The 15,347-nt window shown below is 65.6% G+C and carries 15 protein-coding genes; 11 read left to right on the top strand and 4 right to left on the bottom strand.

Going from position 1 to position 15,347, the window contains the following annotated elements; genetic code table 11:
- Positions 1-2 precede the first annotated feature (2 nt).
- The 4 genes from BIU82_RS00905 (at position 3) to BIU82_RS00890 (ending at position 4,324) form a co-directional block, all read left to right on the top strand.
- A complete protein-coding gene (locus BIU82_RS00905) occupies positions 3-1,076 on the top strand; it encodes a GSCFA domain-containing protein (RefSeq protein ID WP_171906464.1) in 1,074 nt (357 codons plus the stop codon).
- Entirely contained in the window at positions 1,073-1,879 is an 807-nt protein-coding gene (locus BIU82_RS00900; RefSeq protein WP_139146454.1) for a hypothetical protein, read from the top strand. The genes BIU82_RS00905 and BIU82_RS00900 overlap by 4 nt, the downstream gene beginning before the upstream one ends.
- Positions 1,880-2,872 carry a polysaccharide pyruvyl transferase family protein gene (locus BIU82_RS00895; protein WP_070347572.1) on the top strand — a complete coding sequence of 331 codons (993 nt, stop codon included), beginning with the start codon at positions 1,880-1,882 and terminating at the stop codon, positions 2,870-2,872.
- 180 nt (positions 2,873-3,052) lie between these two features.
- Complete coding sequence (locus BIU82_RS00890) at positions 3,053-4,324, top strand: choice-of-anchor P family protein (RefSeq protein WP_290439141.1); 1,272 nt, start codon at positions 3,053-3,055, stop codon at positions 4,322-4,324.
- A gap of 107 nt (positions 4,325-4,431) precedes the next feature.
- Here BIU82_RS00890 and wecB read toward each other — a convergent pair whose 3' ends face one another.
- The gene (gene wecB / locus BIU82_RS00885; RefSeq protein WP_070347570.1) at positions 4,432-5,574 is read right to left on the bottom strand and encodes a UDP-N-acetylglucosamine 2-epimerase (non-hydrolyzing); all 1,143 of its coding nucleotides are present in this window, start codon (positions 5,572-5,574) and stop codon (positions 4,432-4,434) included.
- Positions 5,575-6,093: 519 nt separating this feature from the next.
- The gene (locus BIU82_RS00880; RefSeq protein WP_070347569.1) at positions 6,094-6,684 is read right to left on the bottom strand and encodes a YdcF family protein; all 591 of its coding nucleotides are present in this window, start codon (positions 6,682-6,684) and stop codon (positions 6,094-6,096) included.
- Between the two features lie 79 nt (positions 6,685-6,763).
- Here BIU82_RS00880 and BIU82_RS00875 point away from each other — a divergent pair, with 79 nt between their 5' ends.
- The 4 genes from BIU82_RS00875 to rsmD are packed head-to-tail and all read left to right on the top strand — an operon-like array spanning position 6,764 to position 11,763.
- Positions 6,764-7,774 carry a thiamine-phosphate kinase gene (locus BIU82_RS00875; RefSeq protein ID WP_070347568.1) on the top strand — a complete coding sequence of 337 codons (1,011 nt, stop codon included), beginning with the start codon at positions 6,764-6,766 and terminating at the stop codon, positions 7,772-7,774.
- 22 nt (positions 7,775-7,796) lie between these two features.
- On the top strand, positions 7,797-8,861 hold the full coding sequence (locus BIU82_RS00870) for a DAK2 domain-containing protein (RefSeq protein WP_083292129.1): 1,065 nt from the start codon (positions 7,797-7,799) through the stop codon (positions 8,859-8,861).
- Positions 8,851-11,160 carry an ATP-dependent DNA helicase RecG gene (locus BIU82_RS00865; protein ID WP_070347567.1) on the top strand — a complete coding sequence of 770 codons (2,310 nt, stop codon included), beginning with the start codon at positions 8,851-8,853 and terminating at the stop codon, positions 11,158-11,160. The genes BIU82_RS00870 and BIU82_RS00865 overlap by 11 nt, the downstream gene beginning before the upstream one ends.
- Before the next feature lie 36 nt (positions 11,161-11,196).
- Positions 11,197-11,763, top strand: a complete 567-nt coding sequence (gene rsmD / locus BIU82_RS00860; protein ID WP_070347566.1) for a 16S rRNA (guanine(966)-N(2))-methyltransferase RsmD — start codon at positions 11,197-11,199, stop codon at positions 11,761-11,763.
- 40 nt (positions 11,764-11,803) lie between these two features.
- Here the strand turns inward: rsmD and BIU82_RS00855 are convergent, their stop codons facing one another.
- Both BIU82_RS00855 and BIU82_RS00850 read right to left on the bottom strand, forming a co-directional pair.
- On the bottom strand, positions 11,804-12,607 hold the full coding sequence (locus tag BIU82_RS00855) for a fused MFS/spermidine synthase (protein ID WP_171906463.1): 804 nt from the start codon (positions 12,605-12,607) through the stop codon (positions 11,804-11,806).
- A complete protein-coding gene (locus tag BIU82_RS00850) occupies positions 12,607-13,845 on the bottom strand; it encodes an aminotransferase class I/II-fold pyridoxal phosphate-dependent enzyme (protein WP_070347565.1) in 1,239 nt (412 codons plus the stop codon). Before BIU82_RS00850 ends, BIU82_RS00855 begins: the two co-directional genes overlap by 1 nt.
- Before the next feature lie 98 nt (positions 13,846-13,943).
- On the opposite strand from BIU82_RS00850, the gene coaD reads away from it, so the two are divergent.
- The 3 genes from coaD to rpmF all read left to right on the top strand — a co-directional run bounded on the left by coaD (position 13,944) and on the right by rpmF (position 15,340).
- On the top strand, positions 13,944-14,444 hold the full coding sequence (gene coaD / locus BIU82_RS00845; RefSeq protein ID WP_070347564.1) for a pantetheine-phosphate adenylyltransferase: 501 nt from the start codon (positions 13,944-13,946) through the stop codon (positions 14,442-14,444).
- A 131-nt stretch (positions 14,445-14,575) separates the two neighbouring features.
- Complete coding sequence (locus BIU82_RS19220) at positions 14,576-15,103, top strand: DUF177 domain-containing protein (protein ID WP_139146451.1); 528 nt, start codon at positions 14,576-14,578, stop codon at positions 15,101-15,103.
- Positions 15,104-15,136: 33 nt separating this feature from the next.
- Positions 15,137-15,340 carry a 50S ribosomal protein L32 gene (rpmF, locus tag BIU82_RS00830; RefSeq protein ID WP_070347563.1) on the top strand — a complete coding sequence of 68 codons (204 nt, stop codon included), beginning with the start codon at positions 15,137-15,139 and terminating at the stop codon, positions 15,338-15,340.
- Positions 15,341-15,347 lie beyond the last annotated feature (7 nt).

Here is a 15,347-nt window from a genome sequence, read left to right as displayed (position 1 = left end):
CGGTGAAAAGCGAAGAAAGCGGCGAACCGTTGTGGGAGAGGCGGTCTCCCTACCAGGGCAACCCTGCCCGGACCTACTGGAAGAGCGCTGTCACCGGCCAGGAGATGGGGAGCCTCCCCGGGCTCTACACCAAGAAGTTCGAGCTTGCGCCCCGCCACAACGTCGCGACGGCGGGAAGCTGCTTCGCGCAGCACATCGCCGTGCACCTGCGGGCGAACGGCTATTCCGTCCTCGACGTCGAACCAGCTCCTCCGGGTGCCGACGTCGCCGCTGCCAAAGCCGCCCACTACGGCATCTACTCCGCACGGTTCGGCAACATCTATTACGTCCGGCAACTTCTGCAGCTCGCCCGGGAAGCCCTGGAAGGCCACGAGCCGGCTGAAACCGTCTGGGAACGCGAAGGCAGGTACTACGACGCGTTGAGGCCGGCCGTTTCGCCCGGCGGATACGCAACGGCCGGACAGGTGGCAGCGCATCGGAAGGCGCACCTGCGTTCCGTACGCAAGCTCTTTGAAAGCACCGATGTCTTTGTGTTCACCATGGGCCTCACCGAGGCCTGGGAGTCGACCGTGGACGGAACCGTGTTTCCGACTGCCCCGGGAACCATTGCGGGGGACTACGACCCCGAAAAGTACCAGTTCAGGAATTTCAGTTACCAGGAGATCGTCAGCGACTTCCTGGCGTTCAGGACCTTGGTGAAGAGAGTACGGCCCACCATGAAGTTCATCCTGACGGTCTCGCCCGTTCCTTTGGCTGCAACTGCCACAGGCAACCATGTGCTGACCGCAACGACGCATTCGAAAGCGGTTCTGCGGGCTGCCGCCGGGGAGATCGAACGCCGCTACTCCGACGTCGACTATTTCCCTTCCTACGAGATCGTCACGTCGAATTTTCTCGGCAACGACGCGTTCGGCCCCAGCGGCAGGGACGTCAAGCCAGAGGCCGTGGAGCGGGTGATGGCGTACTTCTTCTCCCAGCATCCTCCGGGCAAGCGGCGGGCGGCAGTGCAGGACGCGAAGCAGAGCGCCGAGGAAGTCTTTTGCGATGACGCCCTCTTGGAGGTGTTCTCCGAATGAGGATCTGCTTCATTGGGAATTCCCATCTCGGACCGATGGCGGCCGTCTCGGGCGCCGTTGCGTCGTCGCTGCCGGATACCGAAGTGGCGAACTACATTTCCCGGACCTACGGCACGGTGCCCCTTAAGGTCATTTCGGAAAGCGATGCCGAGGTCTTTCCCTTCGTCAAAATAGACGGGAAGTCGGGCGCAGGATCCATCCTGTCCCTCGACGACTGGGACGCTATTGTCGTTGTGGGTTTCGGATTCTCCCTGATCCGGCTCGTTGAACGTTGGGGACAATTCCAACCGGATTCCCTGAACGCCGACCTGGGCGGGCATTACCTGGTGCCCGAATTTTCCGACGGCAACGACAACGAGTGCATCGATTCCTCGCAGGCCGTGCGGCTGCTTCGCCGCTTGCGGGAAATGACCGCAAAGCCGATTTACCTGGTGCCGGCCCCTTTGCCGGCTGAATGGGCGGCTGTGCGTGAAGGGGACGCGTTCAGCTCTTACAGGAAACTCCGGGAAGCCGGCGACGAACGGCGGGCCGTGGCTGCATTCGACAGCCAGTTGCGGAGGCTTCCCGGCCGGAGGATCAAGCCCATCAGGCAGCCGCAGTCATTGACACGGGGCGGGATGTGGACGCCTTCCGAATATTGCCTGGGACGGCCCGAAGACGCCGCGGAAGGTTCCTTCTACGCGCGGGGCGATTTTTATCATATGAACAAGGAATTTGGCGAGGTCTATCTTCGTGAAATTTTGCGGACGGTCATCGCGGACAGCGATTCCGGGTCGCGCGATGGAGAGGCAAAGGAAAGTTAAATGGCAAAGATCGGCCTGGTAGGGTTTTTCGGCTGGGGAAACTATGGCGACGAGCTGTTCCACCGCATATGGGAACAGTCACTTGGCCAGTTCCACGAAACCCGGCTGCTGCACGAGAAGCTCGAAGCCCCCTACTTCCTGCGGCCTGCAACCGAAGTGGCGTCCGAAGTCGATGCCATCGTCATTGGCGGCGGAGACCTGGTGATCCCCAACAAGATTTCGCCCCTGTACTGGAACCGGGCCTGGCTCGCCAAACCCGTTTACATCTCCGGCGTGGGCGTTCCCACCTGGATCAAGCATGAGGCTCCGGACGTCATGGAACGCCTCCGTGCCTTCTTCCAGCATCCGAACGTACGGTACGTTTCGGCCCGGGACGCCGAGAGTGCGGAATGGATCCGCCGCAAGCTGCAGCCAAAGGTCGTCGTGGAGCAGCACGCAGACCTCGCCTTCGGAAGCATGTATCCGCCGGCGAGGGTGTTCGAGAAGCCGACCGTGGGGATCTCGCTGCGGACGCACCGTGCCGATTCAGATCCAACGATCCTGCTTGAAGCATGCCGGACGCTGCAGCAGGAGGGTTTTGACATCCTGAATATCGTCATGGGCACGGGACGGACCCGGGCAGCGGACCTGGAAGTAGCCAAGGCATTTCCCTTGGAAGGGCAGCAGATTTTCGAAAGCGAAGACATTGACGACATCAGTTCCGCCATTGGCGGCCTGAGCCTGCTCATCTCGAATAAGTTCCACGGAACTGTGGTTGCGACAAGCTATGGGGTTTCCTCCGTGGTGTTGTCGTCCACCTCAAAGTCGAGGAACATTTACAAGCGCTTGGGCCGGACCCCGTTGCTGTCCAGTGCCACGGACGAGCATCTCATGGATAAAATCAGGCTCGCCCGGATGCCTATTGCCGATGACGCCTTGAAGGCGGTCCGGCTTGAAGCGTATGAAGGCGTTCACAAGGTGGTGCGCGGAATTAACAGCGAATTCCCGCGCTAGCCGCCCGCCACCGATAACACCGGTTCCGGGGCAGTAATGCCCTGGGGCCGGTGTTTCGTGTGAAGCGGGAGAAGAAACCTGCAAATTCCCCCTCTCCACCGTGCATGTGTTGAGTTGCGACAGGGCATAATTGGTGGCACCGCGAGAGTTTGGTCTCGCGCTATCTATGGGGAGAAATACATGAAACGAACTCTGGGCGCGCTGGTCAGCGCCCTGACGCTTGTGGTTGCCGGGCCTCTTGCCTCGGCTTCAGCTGCAGTCCCGAGTGTTACGCCTGCCGAGGTCACGACAGGTTTCTCGGGTGTCGCGTATGGTTCTTACGCATTTAATTCAGATAGGACGTTGACGTCGGGGCCCACGGCGAATTCATCGGTTGGCTGCACGTCCCTGACGGGGCGTTCGTCCAGCAATAACCTCGCAGGTTTGGACATCCCTGCAGTTGGTACCGTGGGCGCGGCAACGACGAGCGTCAAGACGCTGCTTTCCACGACGGGGAAGCGCATTGAGGGACGCTCCACCGTTGCAAGCGCCAACCTGCTGGGCGGACTTATTACGGCCGGCGCCATCACGTCGGAGAGTTTTGCTGAAAAGAGCACCTCGGGGGAATTCTCCGGCACGAACCGCACCACCATCACCAGCCTCAAGGTCCTCGGACTGCCGGTTGATGTGAATCCGCCGGCCAACACGGTCATCGACTTGAACGTGCCCCTTTTGGGCTCGCTCGGCAAGGTCACGTTGAACGGTCAGGAGAAGAGGCTGGTCAACGGCACCTACGTGGTGTCCACGACCGCACTGCGGGTCCAGATCCTGAAGGACGGCCTCGCCGGACTGAAGGTCGGGACCGACGTCCGCCTGGGTGTCAGCACCGTCAAGCTGACCCCGCCGCGGGCCGGCTACCTCACGGGATCCGGTTTCACCACCAAGGCGTCGCTTCTGTCCGGCCTGGTCGGATCGGGTGCAACTGCACTTGCTCCGCTCAAGTGCGACGGCGGAACGGCATCCAACACCTCGGCCGGCGTCAACCTCCAGGGGCTTGTGACGGTCGGGGCCTCCTCGACGAAGACGGTCGGAGCTTTGGTTCCCGCTGCAGAGGGTACCGTCACGAACTCGCTCGCCGGCGTGAACGTGCTGAACGGACTGATCCAGGCGGACGCCATCAAGGCCGAAACCAAGGTCAGCCGTGCTGTTGCGGGTGGTCCGGTCACCCGGACCGACGCCTCGTCGTTCGTCAACCTGCGGATTGCCGGGCTCCCGGCGATCAACGCAAGCGTTGCGCCGAACACGGTGCTGCAGGTGCCCGGCCTTGGCCAGGTCACGCTGCACAAGGTCACCAAGTCCACCACGTCAATCGCGGTCACCATGATCGAGATTGTCCTGGGCCAGGCGATCGGTACGCTGCCCACTGGTTCGAAGATCCAGATCGGTTTCTCGACGGCCGGCGTACGGAGCTAGGGTCGCCGCCTTTGGCACCTGACGCTGCATAGGAAATGCCCTGGTTCCCGATCCAATGGATCGGGAACCAGGGCATTTTCGTTCTGTTGCGGCTTGCACCGGCTGGGTCAGAGTCCGAACTCTGCAGTGCGCTGCCCGACGCCGAGCAGTTGCGCGACGGCGGCCACGGTGCGTTCAGCGGCTTTTCCGTCGCCGTACGGGTTGACGGCGTTCGCCATGGCGTCGAACGCGGCCTGGCTGTGCAGGAGCTCGGCGACCTCACTCACGATGCGGTCCTCATCCGTCCCGATGAGGCGCACCGTGCCGGCTACCACGGCTTCGGGCCGCTCGGTGTTCTCGCGCATGACGAGAACCGGCTTGCCGAGGCTGGGAGCTTCCTCCTGGACACCGCCCGAGTCGGTCAACACAATGTGCGCCAGGGAGAGCATCCGGGTGAACTCGCCGTAGGCAAGCGGTTCTGTGACGATGACGTTGGCCTTGCCTTCGATGGAAGGAAGCACCGCTTCGCGGACCACCGGGTTCTTGTGGGCCGGGAGCACGATGGTCAGCTCCGGCTCGGCGTCCGCAATACGGGCCAGCGCGCGGCCGATGTCCTGCATGGCGCCTCCTTGGTTCTCGCGCCGGTGCGTTGTGACCAAAAGGACTTTCCTGCCTGAGCTGGCCAGTTCCTCGAGGGCGGGATCGCTGAAGGGGATTTCCTTGCCGACAGTCGTCAGCAGGGCGTCGATGACGGTATTGCCGGTGACCACAATGTCCGCTTCCGAAATTCCTTCGGCAAGCAGGTTCGCCTTGCTGGTACTTGTAGGCGCCAGGTGGAGGCTGGTGATTTGCGAGGTGATCTTGCGGTTTGCTTCCTCCGGGAACGGGGAGAACAGGTCACCGCTGCGCAGGCCGGCCTCGGCATGGACCACCGGGATGCCGTGGTAGAAGGCAGCAATGGCGGCTGCCGTGGAGGTGGTGGTGTCGCCCTGGACGATCACGGCATCCGGCTTGGAGTCCTGGAAGATGCGGTTAAGGCCGTCAACCGTCCGCGTCATGATGTCGGATAGGCTCTGGCCTTGCTGGAGGATGTTCAAATCATGGTCAGGCGAAATGCCGAACAGGTCGTTGACCTGGTCCAGCATTTCCCGGTGCTGGCCGGTCACGGCCACGACGCAGTCAAGGAGAGGAGATTCCTCAAGGGCGGTCACAATCGGAGCCATTTTGATGGCTTCCGGCCGTGTCCCGAAGATGGGCATGACAACAGGCATTATTTCCCCCGACAGGAATCTTGGAATAAGGACAACGTTTCGAATTTTACTCGACTGGTTTCGCTCCGCCGAAGTGAGTGGCCTGCAGCCAGGTAAAACTTAGGAAAACAGAATCAGTGCCGCTATCAGCAGCGGCACAGTAATTACGGCGGCCAGGACCAAGGCCAAGGCAATCATCCGCTTGTGCCGGGGTTCGGTGGCCTTCCGGTCCCGTTTGGTTACCGGCGCTCTTTCCCGCCGCTGAATGCGCGGCGGCGCCGCTGGTGGAGCAGAGACACCGGGTACTGTCCGGACGAACATCGGGTCCGGAATGCCTGCGCGGAACGGCTTGCGGGTCAGGTGGCGCGGCGCGTGAAGCGGGGCGCCCGGAGGGGTCGGACCGGGTGCGGCAGGCTGCTCGCCCGAGGCTGCCATGGCAGCTCCTTTCCTTACCCCATCCGTAAACGTCCCCGACGATTCTAGCCGGATGCCTCCCGCTTGCGGTCTCCGGCTGCCCCGCACACGAGTGTACGGGGACTCCTAAACGCACTCCGGCCGGAGGCTCACGTCGATCAGGCCGGCACCTTCGATCACGAAGCGCCGGAGCCAACGCAGGGAATCCATCGATGGCTCGGACGCCACCATGGACACTTCGGCGGCGGTGCACTGCCGCATGAGCTTGCCGGCGCGCGGTACATGGTAGGAGGACGTAACGACCGCCACCGAGCGCCAGCCGTTCGCTTCCGCGAGTTTCCCGACGGCGGCCGCCTCGCTGCGCGTGTCCATCCCCTTCGGGCGGAAACAGATCAGGGACTGCTGCGGAAATGGCGTCGCGTTGCAGAGCGAATCGGTGGCCGAGTTTCCGGGGGTATCGGTCCAGGAGAGGACCAGAACCGGTGGCTTGCCCGGTCCCGCCGCGGAGTGTCCGGCAAGTTGTGCCGCTGCAAGTTCCTGCGCCACCGGGAGGCGTTCGTCGCTGGCCCCGCCCAGGACCACGACGGCGTCCACCGCCGGGGGCGCCGGCGTCGGCATCAGGCAGAAGAACCACAAGGAAGCCGCGAACCACAGGAGGAAGAGCCCGGACGCCGACGCGGTCAGATACCGCAGCGCCCTCCTGTTCTTTCCTTGCACCTTGCAAGTCTAGGGTCCTTGCCGCTTTCCGGATGACGGCCGATCCCTGAATGTCGGCCGGAGCGACTAGCGTAGAAGCGTGCCGGAAAATGAACTGACTGTTGCCGATCTTTCGGAGGGCGGGCTCCTCGCCCGGATCTTCCCGCGCCTGGCATCGGGCGCGGATGTGCTGCTGGGGCCCGGTGACGACGCCGCGGTCGTCGCGGTTCCGGACGGCCGGGTGGTCATGTCGATCGACACCCAGACCCAGGACCAGGATTTCCGGCTGCAGTGGAACAACGGCTACCGCACCACCGGCTATGACGTCGGCTGGAAGTCCGTCGCCCAGAACCTCAGCGACATCAACGCGATGGGCGGAACCGCCTCCTCGCTCGTCGTCAGCCTCACCATGCCTCCGCAGACGCCGGTGTCCTGGGTCGAAGACTTCGCCGACGGCCTGACTGCCGGGATCGCCGGCCTTGGCGCTGCCGGCTGTTCGGTGGCAGGCGGGGACCTCGGCCGGGGGCGGGAGATCGCGGTGACGGTCGCCGTCGTCGGGACGCTCAACGGCCTGGCGCCGGTGCTGCGTTCAGGGGCCCGGGCAGGAGACATCCTCGCGCTCGCCGGCACCTTGGGGCGCGCGGCCGCGGGCCTGGCCCTGCTCGAAAGCTCCGTGCCGCTGGAAGCCCTGACGCCGGAGCAACGGGAGCTGCTGGACAGCCAGTGCCGTCCCACGCCTCCACTCGCGGCTGGTCCGCTCGCCGCGGCAGCCGGCGCCACCGCCATGATGGACGTCTCGGACGGCTTGATGCGCGACGGCGGACGCCTCGCCCAGGCGAGCGGAGTCCTGCTGGACCTGGATCCCGTGGCCTTGAAGATGCAGGCGCAGGCACTCGAGCCGGCAGCGGCCTTGCTGGGTGCGGATCCCATGCAGTGGGTGCTTGGCGGGGGAGAGGACCACGGGCTGCTGGCAGCATTTCCACCCGGGGTTCAGCTCCCGGAGGCGTTCACTGCGATAGGCTCAGTGCGGGCCGTCGATGGGGGAGAATGCGGCGTCCGGATAGCCGGAGAGTCCGCCGATACCGTGGGATGGGATCACTTTGCAGACTAAAATCGCCGCCAATGTACACGCGATGAAGCGCTGGCTGGGCAAGGCAGAGACCACCCTCGGCAACCACAGCGACCGCCTCAACGCCATCAATATCTTCCCGGTAGCCGACGGCGACACCGGCACCAACCTGTACCTCACCGTGCGTGCCGCGGCGGCAAGCCTCAACGACGCCGGGAACGACGCCGCAGCGGAACCGGGCAATGATGTCGGGGCAGTGCTGGCGTCGGCCGGCCGTGCCGCCATGGAGCAGGCCCGGGGCAATTCCGGAACTTTGTTCGCCGTGTTCCTGTGCGCCATGGCCGAACCCCTGTCCGGTCATTCCAGGCTCAGCGCCCCGCTGCTGGCCGCGGCCCTCCACCGTGCCCAGATCCGCGCATGGTCGGCGCTCAGCGAACCGGTGCCCGGAACCATGCTCTCCGTCCTCGAAGCCGCCGCCCAGGCCGCCGGCGAGGCCGACGCCGCCCAGAACGGCGATGACAGCAACCACGCCCTTGGCCTGGCACTCGACGCGGCCGTGGACGCCGCCATGCAGGCCGTGATCCGCACGGAAGAGCAGCTGGCGCCCCTGCACGAGGCCCATGTGGTGGATGCCGGCGGCGTGGGCATGCTCCTGGTCCTGGACTGCCTCCGCTCGGCCGTGCTCGGCGAGGAACTGCAGGACGCCCTCCTGGACGGCCTGCACGGCTACGACGTCCAGGACCCGCATATCCACACCGGCCTGCCCGACGACGATGGCGTGGAAGTCATGTGCACCATCGAACTGTCCCCGTTGGCTGCGGCCACCCTGCGGCAGAAACTGGATGAACTCGGCGATTCCGTCATCATGAGCCAGGTAGGGAGCGTTGCGCCGGGGGAGCACTCCGGCGATGACGACGACGATGACGCCGCCGCCGAGGCCAGCTACCGCTGGCGGGTCCACGTCCACGTTCCGGATGCCGGCCCGGCCGTGGAAGCCATCCGCGCCCTCGGCGAACCGAGCGACATTTCGGTCAGCCAGCTGGCCCTGCCGCGCGACCCCGCCGGCCCGGGAGGGCAGGGTATTCCGCACCATCCCAGCCCCGAAAGCCTGCAGGCGCATGACTCCTGAGCTGGTCAACCCGGAGCTGGCCCTGCCGCTGGACCGCAGGATCGGCAAGCGCTCGGCCTCGGTCGTCACCAAGCACCTGGGCCTGGAAACCGTCGGCGAGCTGCTGAACTACTTCCCCCGCCGCTACCTCACCCGCGGCGAGCTCACGCCCATCGCGCAGCTGCCGCTTGACGAGGAAGCCACGTTGGTGGCGCGGGTCATCTCCAACACCACGCGGCAGATGCGTGCCCGCCGAGGTTCCCTGACGGACGTCGTCATCACCGACGACACCGGCGGGAACGACTCCGCCCTCCAGCGCACAGGCGTTCCTGGGACGTTGAAGATCAGCTTCTTTAACGGCTTCCGCGCGCGGAGCGAATTGCAGCCGGGCCGCCGTGCCATGTTCTCCGGGAAAGTCAGCCGCTACGGCGGTGGGCTCACCATGACCAACCCGGACTTCATGCTGCTCGACGAAAACCCGGAAATCGGGTCCGGAGCGAAAACCGCCGATCCGGAAAAGCTCGCGGCCATGCCCATTCCGGTCTATCCGGCAACGGCGAAACTCACCAGCTGGTCGATCCACAAAGTCATCACCACCCTGCTGGACACCATTGATCTCGACCGGATCGAAGATCCGCTTCCAGTGGCGGTCAGCGACCGGGAAGGGTTCGCTGACATCGGCAGGTGCTACCAGCTCATCCACTCCCCGGAAACGGCGATCGACTGGAAGCACGCGAGGGAACGCTTCCGTTACCAGGAGGCCCTGGTCCTGCAGACCGCCCTCGCCCGCCGCCGCGCACAGCTCGCCGCGGAGGAAGCGACCGCGCGCCGCCCGGTCCCGGATGGCTTGCTGTCCGCCTTTGACCGGCAGCTGCCGTTCACTCTCACGGCCGGCCAGTCCGCCGTCGGGAAGACGCTCTCCCAGGAGCTGGCACAGAACTCTCCGATGAACCGGCTGCTGCAGGGCGAGGTGGGCTCCGGCAAGACGATCGTGGCCCTGCGCGCCATGCTGCAGGTGGTCGACGCCGGCGGGCAGGCCGCGCTGCTGGCCCCCACCGAAGTGCTCGCCGCACAGCACTACGAATCGATCCGCCGCACGCTCGGGCCGCTGGCCAGGGACGGCATGTTCGGCGGGGCGGGAATGCTGGGCCAGGACAACGCCGGTGGCTCCGTGCAGGTGGTGCTCCTGACCGGGTCCATGCCCACGGCCGCACGCAAGCAGGCCATGCTGGATGCCGCCTCCGGCAACGCCGGCATCGTGATCGGCACCCACGCCCTGCTCAGCGACAAGACCAGCTTCCTGGACCTCGGCCTGATCGTGGTGGACGAACAGCACCGCTTCGGCGTGGAACAGCGCGACGCCCTCCGTGCCAAGGCCAGCCGCCCTCCGCACCTGCTGGTCATGACCGCCACCCCCATCCCGCGCACCGTGGCCATGACCGTGTTCGGAGACCTCGAAACCTCCGTGCTGGACGAGCTTCCTGCCGGCCGCGCTCCGATCAGCACGCACCTTGTGGGCCTGGCCGAGAATCCCGCCTGGGCCACCCGCATCTGGGCCCGCGCGCGGGAGGAGATCGACGCCGGCCACCAGGTGTACGTGGTCTGCCCCAAGATCGGCACGGACGACGACGGCGACTTCACCCCCGGTGAGGCCGAACGCGGCGAAGACGAGCCCGATCCGCTCGCGGAAGAGGGCGCGGCGCGCGAACTGGCGTCCGTGACCGCCGTCGTCGAAGCGCTGCGCCAGGAGGACGCCCTCCGCGGCGTGCGGATCGAACCGCTGCACGGCCGGCAGGACCCGGTGCTGAAGTCGGAAACCATGGCCTCCTTTGTGGCAAACGAGACCAAGGTCCTCGTCTCCACCACCGTGATCGAGGTGGGTGTGGACGTGCACAACGCCACCCTCATGGTGATCCTCGACGCCGACCGCTTCGGCATCTCCCAGCTGCACCAGCTGCGCGGCCGCGTGGGCCGTGGCGGCCTGCCCGGAACCTGCCTGCTGGTCACGACGCTGGAGCCCGGACATCCCAGCCGGCGGCGGCTCGAGGCCGTTGCCTCCACCACGGACGGCTTCCTGCTCTCCCAGGAGGACCTCAAGCTGCGCCGCGAAGGCGACATCCTGGGCGCTTCGCAGTCCGGCGGCCGCTCCACGCTCAGGCTGCTCAGGGTCCTGGAACACGAGGACGTCATTGAGCGGGCCCGCGGCGATGCCCAGCGGCTGGTGGCCGAGGATCCGGGCCTGCACCGTTACGAACCCCTCGCCGCGGCGATCGACGACTACCTCAACCCCGAGAAGGAGGCCTTCCTTGAACGTGGATAGCCGCAGCACGCACGTGGCAGGCAGGAGCGTGGCCCGGTGAGCCGCATCATCGCAGGCGCCGCCGGCGGGAACCCACTGCAAAGCGTCCCCGGAAGCGCCACCCGCCCCACCACGGACCGGGTGAAGGAGGCGTTGTTTTCCCGGCTTGAAGCGTTGGGCGTGATCGATGACGCCCGGGCCCTGGACCTCTACGCGGGCTCGGGAGCGCTCGGCGTCGAGGCCGCGAGCAGGGGCGCCGCCGCAGCCGAGCTGGTGGAGTTCGACGCCCGCGCCTCGGCCATATGCCAGCGCAACGCGGACACAGTGAACCAAGCCCTGGGCCGCAAGACAGTGACGGTCCATCGTTCCAAGGTGGAGTCGTTCCTCGAACGCGCCACGGAAGGCACCCTGTGGGACCTCGTGTTCCTGGACCCGCCGTATCCGCTGGACGAACCGGCGCTGCAGGCCGTCCTGGCCAAGCTCGCAGGCCACCTAGACGACGGCGCGGTGGTCGTCGTCGAACGCTCGTCCCGCTCACCCGAGCCCGACTGGCCGGAAACCCTGGAACGTTTCGCCGGAAAGAAGTACGGCGAAACGATGCTCTGGTTCGCCGAACCGGCCTGAGTCTGGGTCTGGCCTGAGCCGGCCGCTTCGGCGAACCGGGCTAGTCCGAAATCCGGTCCAGCTCCACGCCGCGCAGCAGGCCCGCCGGGTGCGGGCCCCGGGCCAGCAGTTCCTGCGTCCATGCCTCGGGCCACGGCTCTTTGCTGCCCACCAGGATGATGTTCCCGGGGTAACGGCCCGCGAACATTCCGGTCTCGGCGAAGGCCACCAGCTCGGCCAGGGCGCCGGAGGCGACCGCCCCGCGCATCGCCGCGACCTGGCTGCGCACCAGCGTCAGCGCCGCTTCGTCGCCGACGTTGATGATGAGCAGCCCGCCCGGGCCCAGCCGTGCCGCGGCTTCTTCGTAGAACTCCCGGCAAGCGATGTGTTCCGGGGCCTCCGGGCCGGAGAAGATGTCCAGGATCACGACGTCGAACAGCAGCTCCGGCGGCAGCGCCGCCAGTTCGCCGCGGGCATCGCCGATCCGGGTCTCCAGCCGGGTCCCCTCCGGCATGGGCAGCTTCTGCAGGACGAAGTCCAGGAGTTCGCGTTCAAGTTCGACGGCGTACTGCAGCGAACCGGGGCGGGTGGCCTGGAGGTAGCGGGCCAGGGTGAGGGCCCCGGCGCCGAGGTGCAGCGCCGAGATCGGCGCGCCAGCCGGAGGCAGCAGGTCCACCACGTTGGCGATCCGGCGCAGGTATTCGTAAAAGACTTCCTGCGGGTGGGCGAGGTTGACATGCGATTGCTCGGCGCCGCCGATGCTCAGCACATAGGCGCCGTCCACTAGCCCGTCCTGCTCGATGCTTGCGTGCTGTCCGCCGGAACGGAGGAAACGCCGGCCCTCGTGCCCGTCGACGTCCGCCACTAGAGCTTGTCCCGCAGGCCGGCCAGGCGGGAGGCGGCTTCTTCCAGCACTCCCTGCTGCTTGCAGAAGGCGAAACGCAGCAGGCTGCGGGTGCGTTCGGCGCCTTCGGCATGGCAGAACACGGGAACCGGGATGGCGGCCACCCCCACAAGGTGCGGCAGCTTCCGGGCGAGTTCGACGGCGTCGCTGATTCCCAGGGGCGCCGTGTCCACGTTGATGAAGTAGGTTCCCTGCGGCAGGTAGACGCCGAGGCCGGCTTCCCGGAGGCCGGCGGCGAGGATGTCCCGCTTGTGCTGGAGCGTGGCGGCGGTTTCTTCGTAGAAGCTGTCCGGCAGGCCGAGGCCCAGGGCCACCGCACCCTGGAACGGCGTTCCCGAACTGTAGCTCAGAAACTGCTTGACGGTGCGGATCGCTGCGACCAGCCGCTCCGGCCCGCTGAGCCAGCCGATCTTCCACCCTGTGAAGGAGAAGGTCTTGCCGGCCGAGGAAATGGTGATGGTGCGTTCGGCGGCGCCGGGCAAGGTGGCTATCGGGATGTGCCGCACGCCGAAGGTGAGGTGCTCATACACTTCGTCGCTGACGATCAGCGCGTCGTGCTTGTCCGCGAGCTCCACTATCCGGCTCAGGACTTCGCGGGGGAAGACCGCGCCGGTGGGGTTGTGCGGATTGTTCAGCATCACCACTCTGGTCCGGGAACTGAAAGCCGCTTCCAGCCGGTCCATGTCCGGCATGAAATCCGGGGCCAGCAGGGGAGCGGTGACATGGACGCCGCCGGCCAGGCCGATGATCGCGCCGTAGGAGTCGTAGAACGGTTCGAAGGTGAGGACTTCGTCGCCGGGCTGGATGAAGGCCAGCAGGGATGCGGCAATGGCCTCGGTGGCGCCGGTGGTGATCACCACTTCGCTGTGCGGGTCCGGGGCCAGCCGGTAGAAGCGCTGTTGGTGGGCACTGACGGCTTCCCGTAGCTCGGGGATGCCTTTGCCGGGTGCGTACTGGTTGGCGCCGGCCGTGATGGCTGCCTGGGCCGCGGCCTTCATCTCAGCGGGTCCATCCTCGTCGGGGAAGCCCTGGCCGAGGTTGATGGCGCCCGTTGACACGGCGAGGGTGGTCATTTCCTCGAAGATGGTCACGCCCAGGGTGCCATCCGGGGACAACAGGTTGGCGCCGGTCGCCGCCCGCTGCCAGGGCGCGGCGTCTCCTGCCGGAAGGTGCTGGCTCTTGGCGGCCGGGCTCGTCACTGCTGCCTGCTTTCCTGGGTGGGGGACGGCTGAAATCCGGCGGCAAGCGGCCGGTGTGTGCCATGGTATCCCGCCGGGGGATGCGATAGCTTCGAGGCATGAGACGCGCTGTGTGCCCCGGTTCCTTTGATCCCATCCACAACGGACACCTCGAGGTCATTGCACGTGCAGCCGGCCTCTTCGACGAGGTGATCGTGGCCGTCTCCACCAACTACGCCAAGAAGTACCGCTTCACCCTCGAAGAGCGGATGGATATGGCGCGGGAAACCCTGGCCTCCCTGCGCGGCATCATCGTCGAACCGATGGGCGAGGGGCTGCTCGCCGAATACTGCCGGCAGCGCGGGGCCTCGGCGATCGTCAAGGGCCTGCGCTCGTCCTCGGACTTCGACTACGAACTGCCCATGGCCACCATGAACCGGCAGCTCACCGGCGTCGAGACCGTCTTCCTGCCCGCGGAGGCACACTACATCCACCTCTCGTCCACCCTCATCAAGGAAGTGGCGCAACTGGGCGGCGATATTTCCGAGTTCGTGCCCAAGTCCGTGTTGAAGCGGATCCTCGCTGGCGAGTCGGGCGCGGATCAGCGCAGGAACGGGTAAGCTGGATCGGTGCCAACGGCCGCTGCGGATGCGGCGGCCCCGGTTTGAGTCCATTCGGACGTTCAGGCTAAGATGGTACGTCGGTCATATGTTCTACAGGAGTTCTCATTAAGCGAGATGCAGGTTCGCCCCTGATGCTGCTTGTCAAGGACCTCGGGCGCAGCCCGGGAACCATGCGGACACTCAAGGAACATGTACCCGCACCAAGTGACCTTGGTGTGGCGCTCATTGGCGTTCAGGAAGGCTCCGACATGGAGCTGGACCTGAGGCTTGAGGCCGTACACGAAGGAATTCTGGTATCCGGAACCGTGCTCGTCGAAGTAAAGGGCGAATGCGGTCGATGCCTGGATCCCCTTGCGTATGACCTTGAGGTCAATGTGCAAGAACTTTTCCTGTACGAAGGCGCTGAGCTTTCGGACGGGGAAGACGATGAAGAGCAACGTCGAGTCGAGCACGATCTGATCGATCTTGAGCCGGTGTTGCGGGACGCAGTGGTGACCATGCTGCCGTTCCAGCCGGTGTGCCGGGAAGACTGCCAGGGCCTTTGTTCCGAATGCGGAATACGCCTGGAAGACGAGCCGGGGCACCACCACGAGGTCCTGGATCCTCGCTGGGCTGCCCTAGCTGAACTGGCTAAGACTGACCGGCAAACTGATTAGTAAGTGTTCGTCTAAGAGAGAAATGAGATAGCCGTGGCTGTTCCCAAGCGGAAAATGTCTCGCGCAAACACCCGCGCCCGCCGTGCCCAGTGGAAGGCTTCTGCCCCCAACCTGGTAAAGACCATCGAGAACGGCCAGGTTGTCTACAGCCTGCCGCACCAGGCAAAGGTCGTTACCGACTCTGCTGGCACCGCGCTGTTCCTTGAGTACAAGGGCCGCAAGGTCGCTGACGCCTAAGTCCGCC

The sequence above is a fragment of the Arthrobacter sp. SW1 genome (assembly GCF_001766675.1).
In the GTDB taxonomy this organism is placed as follows: Bacteria; Actinomycetota; Actinomycetes; order Actinomycetales; family Micrococcaceae; genus Arthrobacter.
The sequence above is the reverse complement of the archived record's forward strand: the minus strand, read 5'-3'. Positions and strand labels throughout refer to the sequence as shown.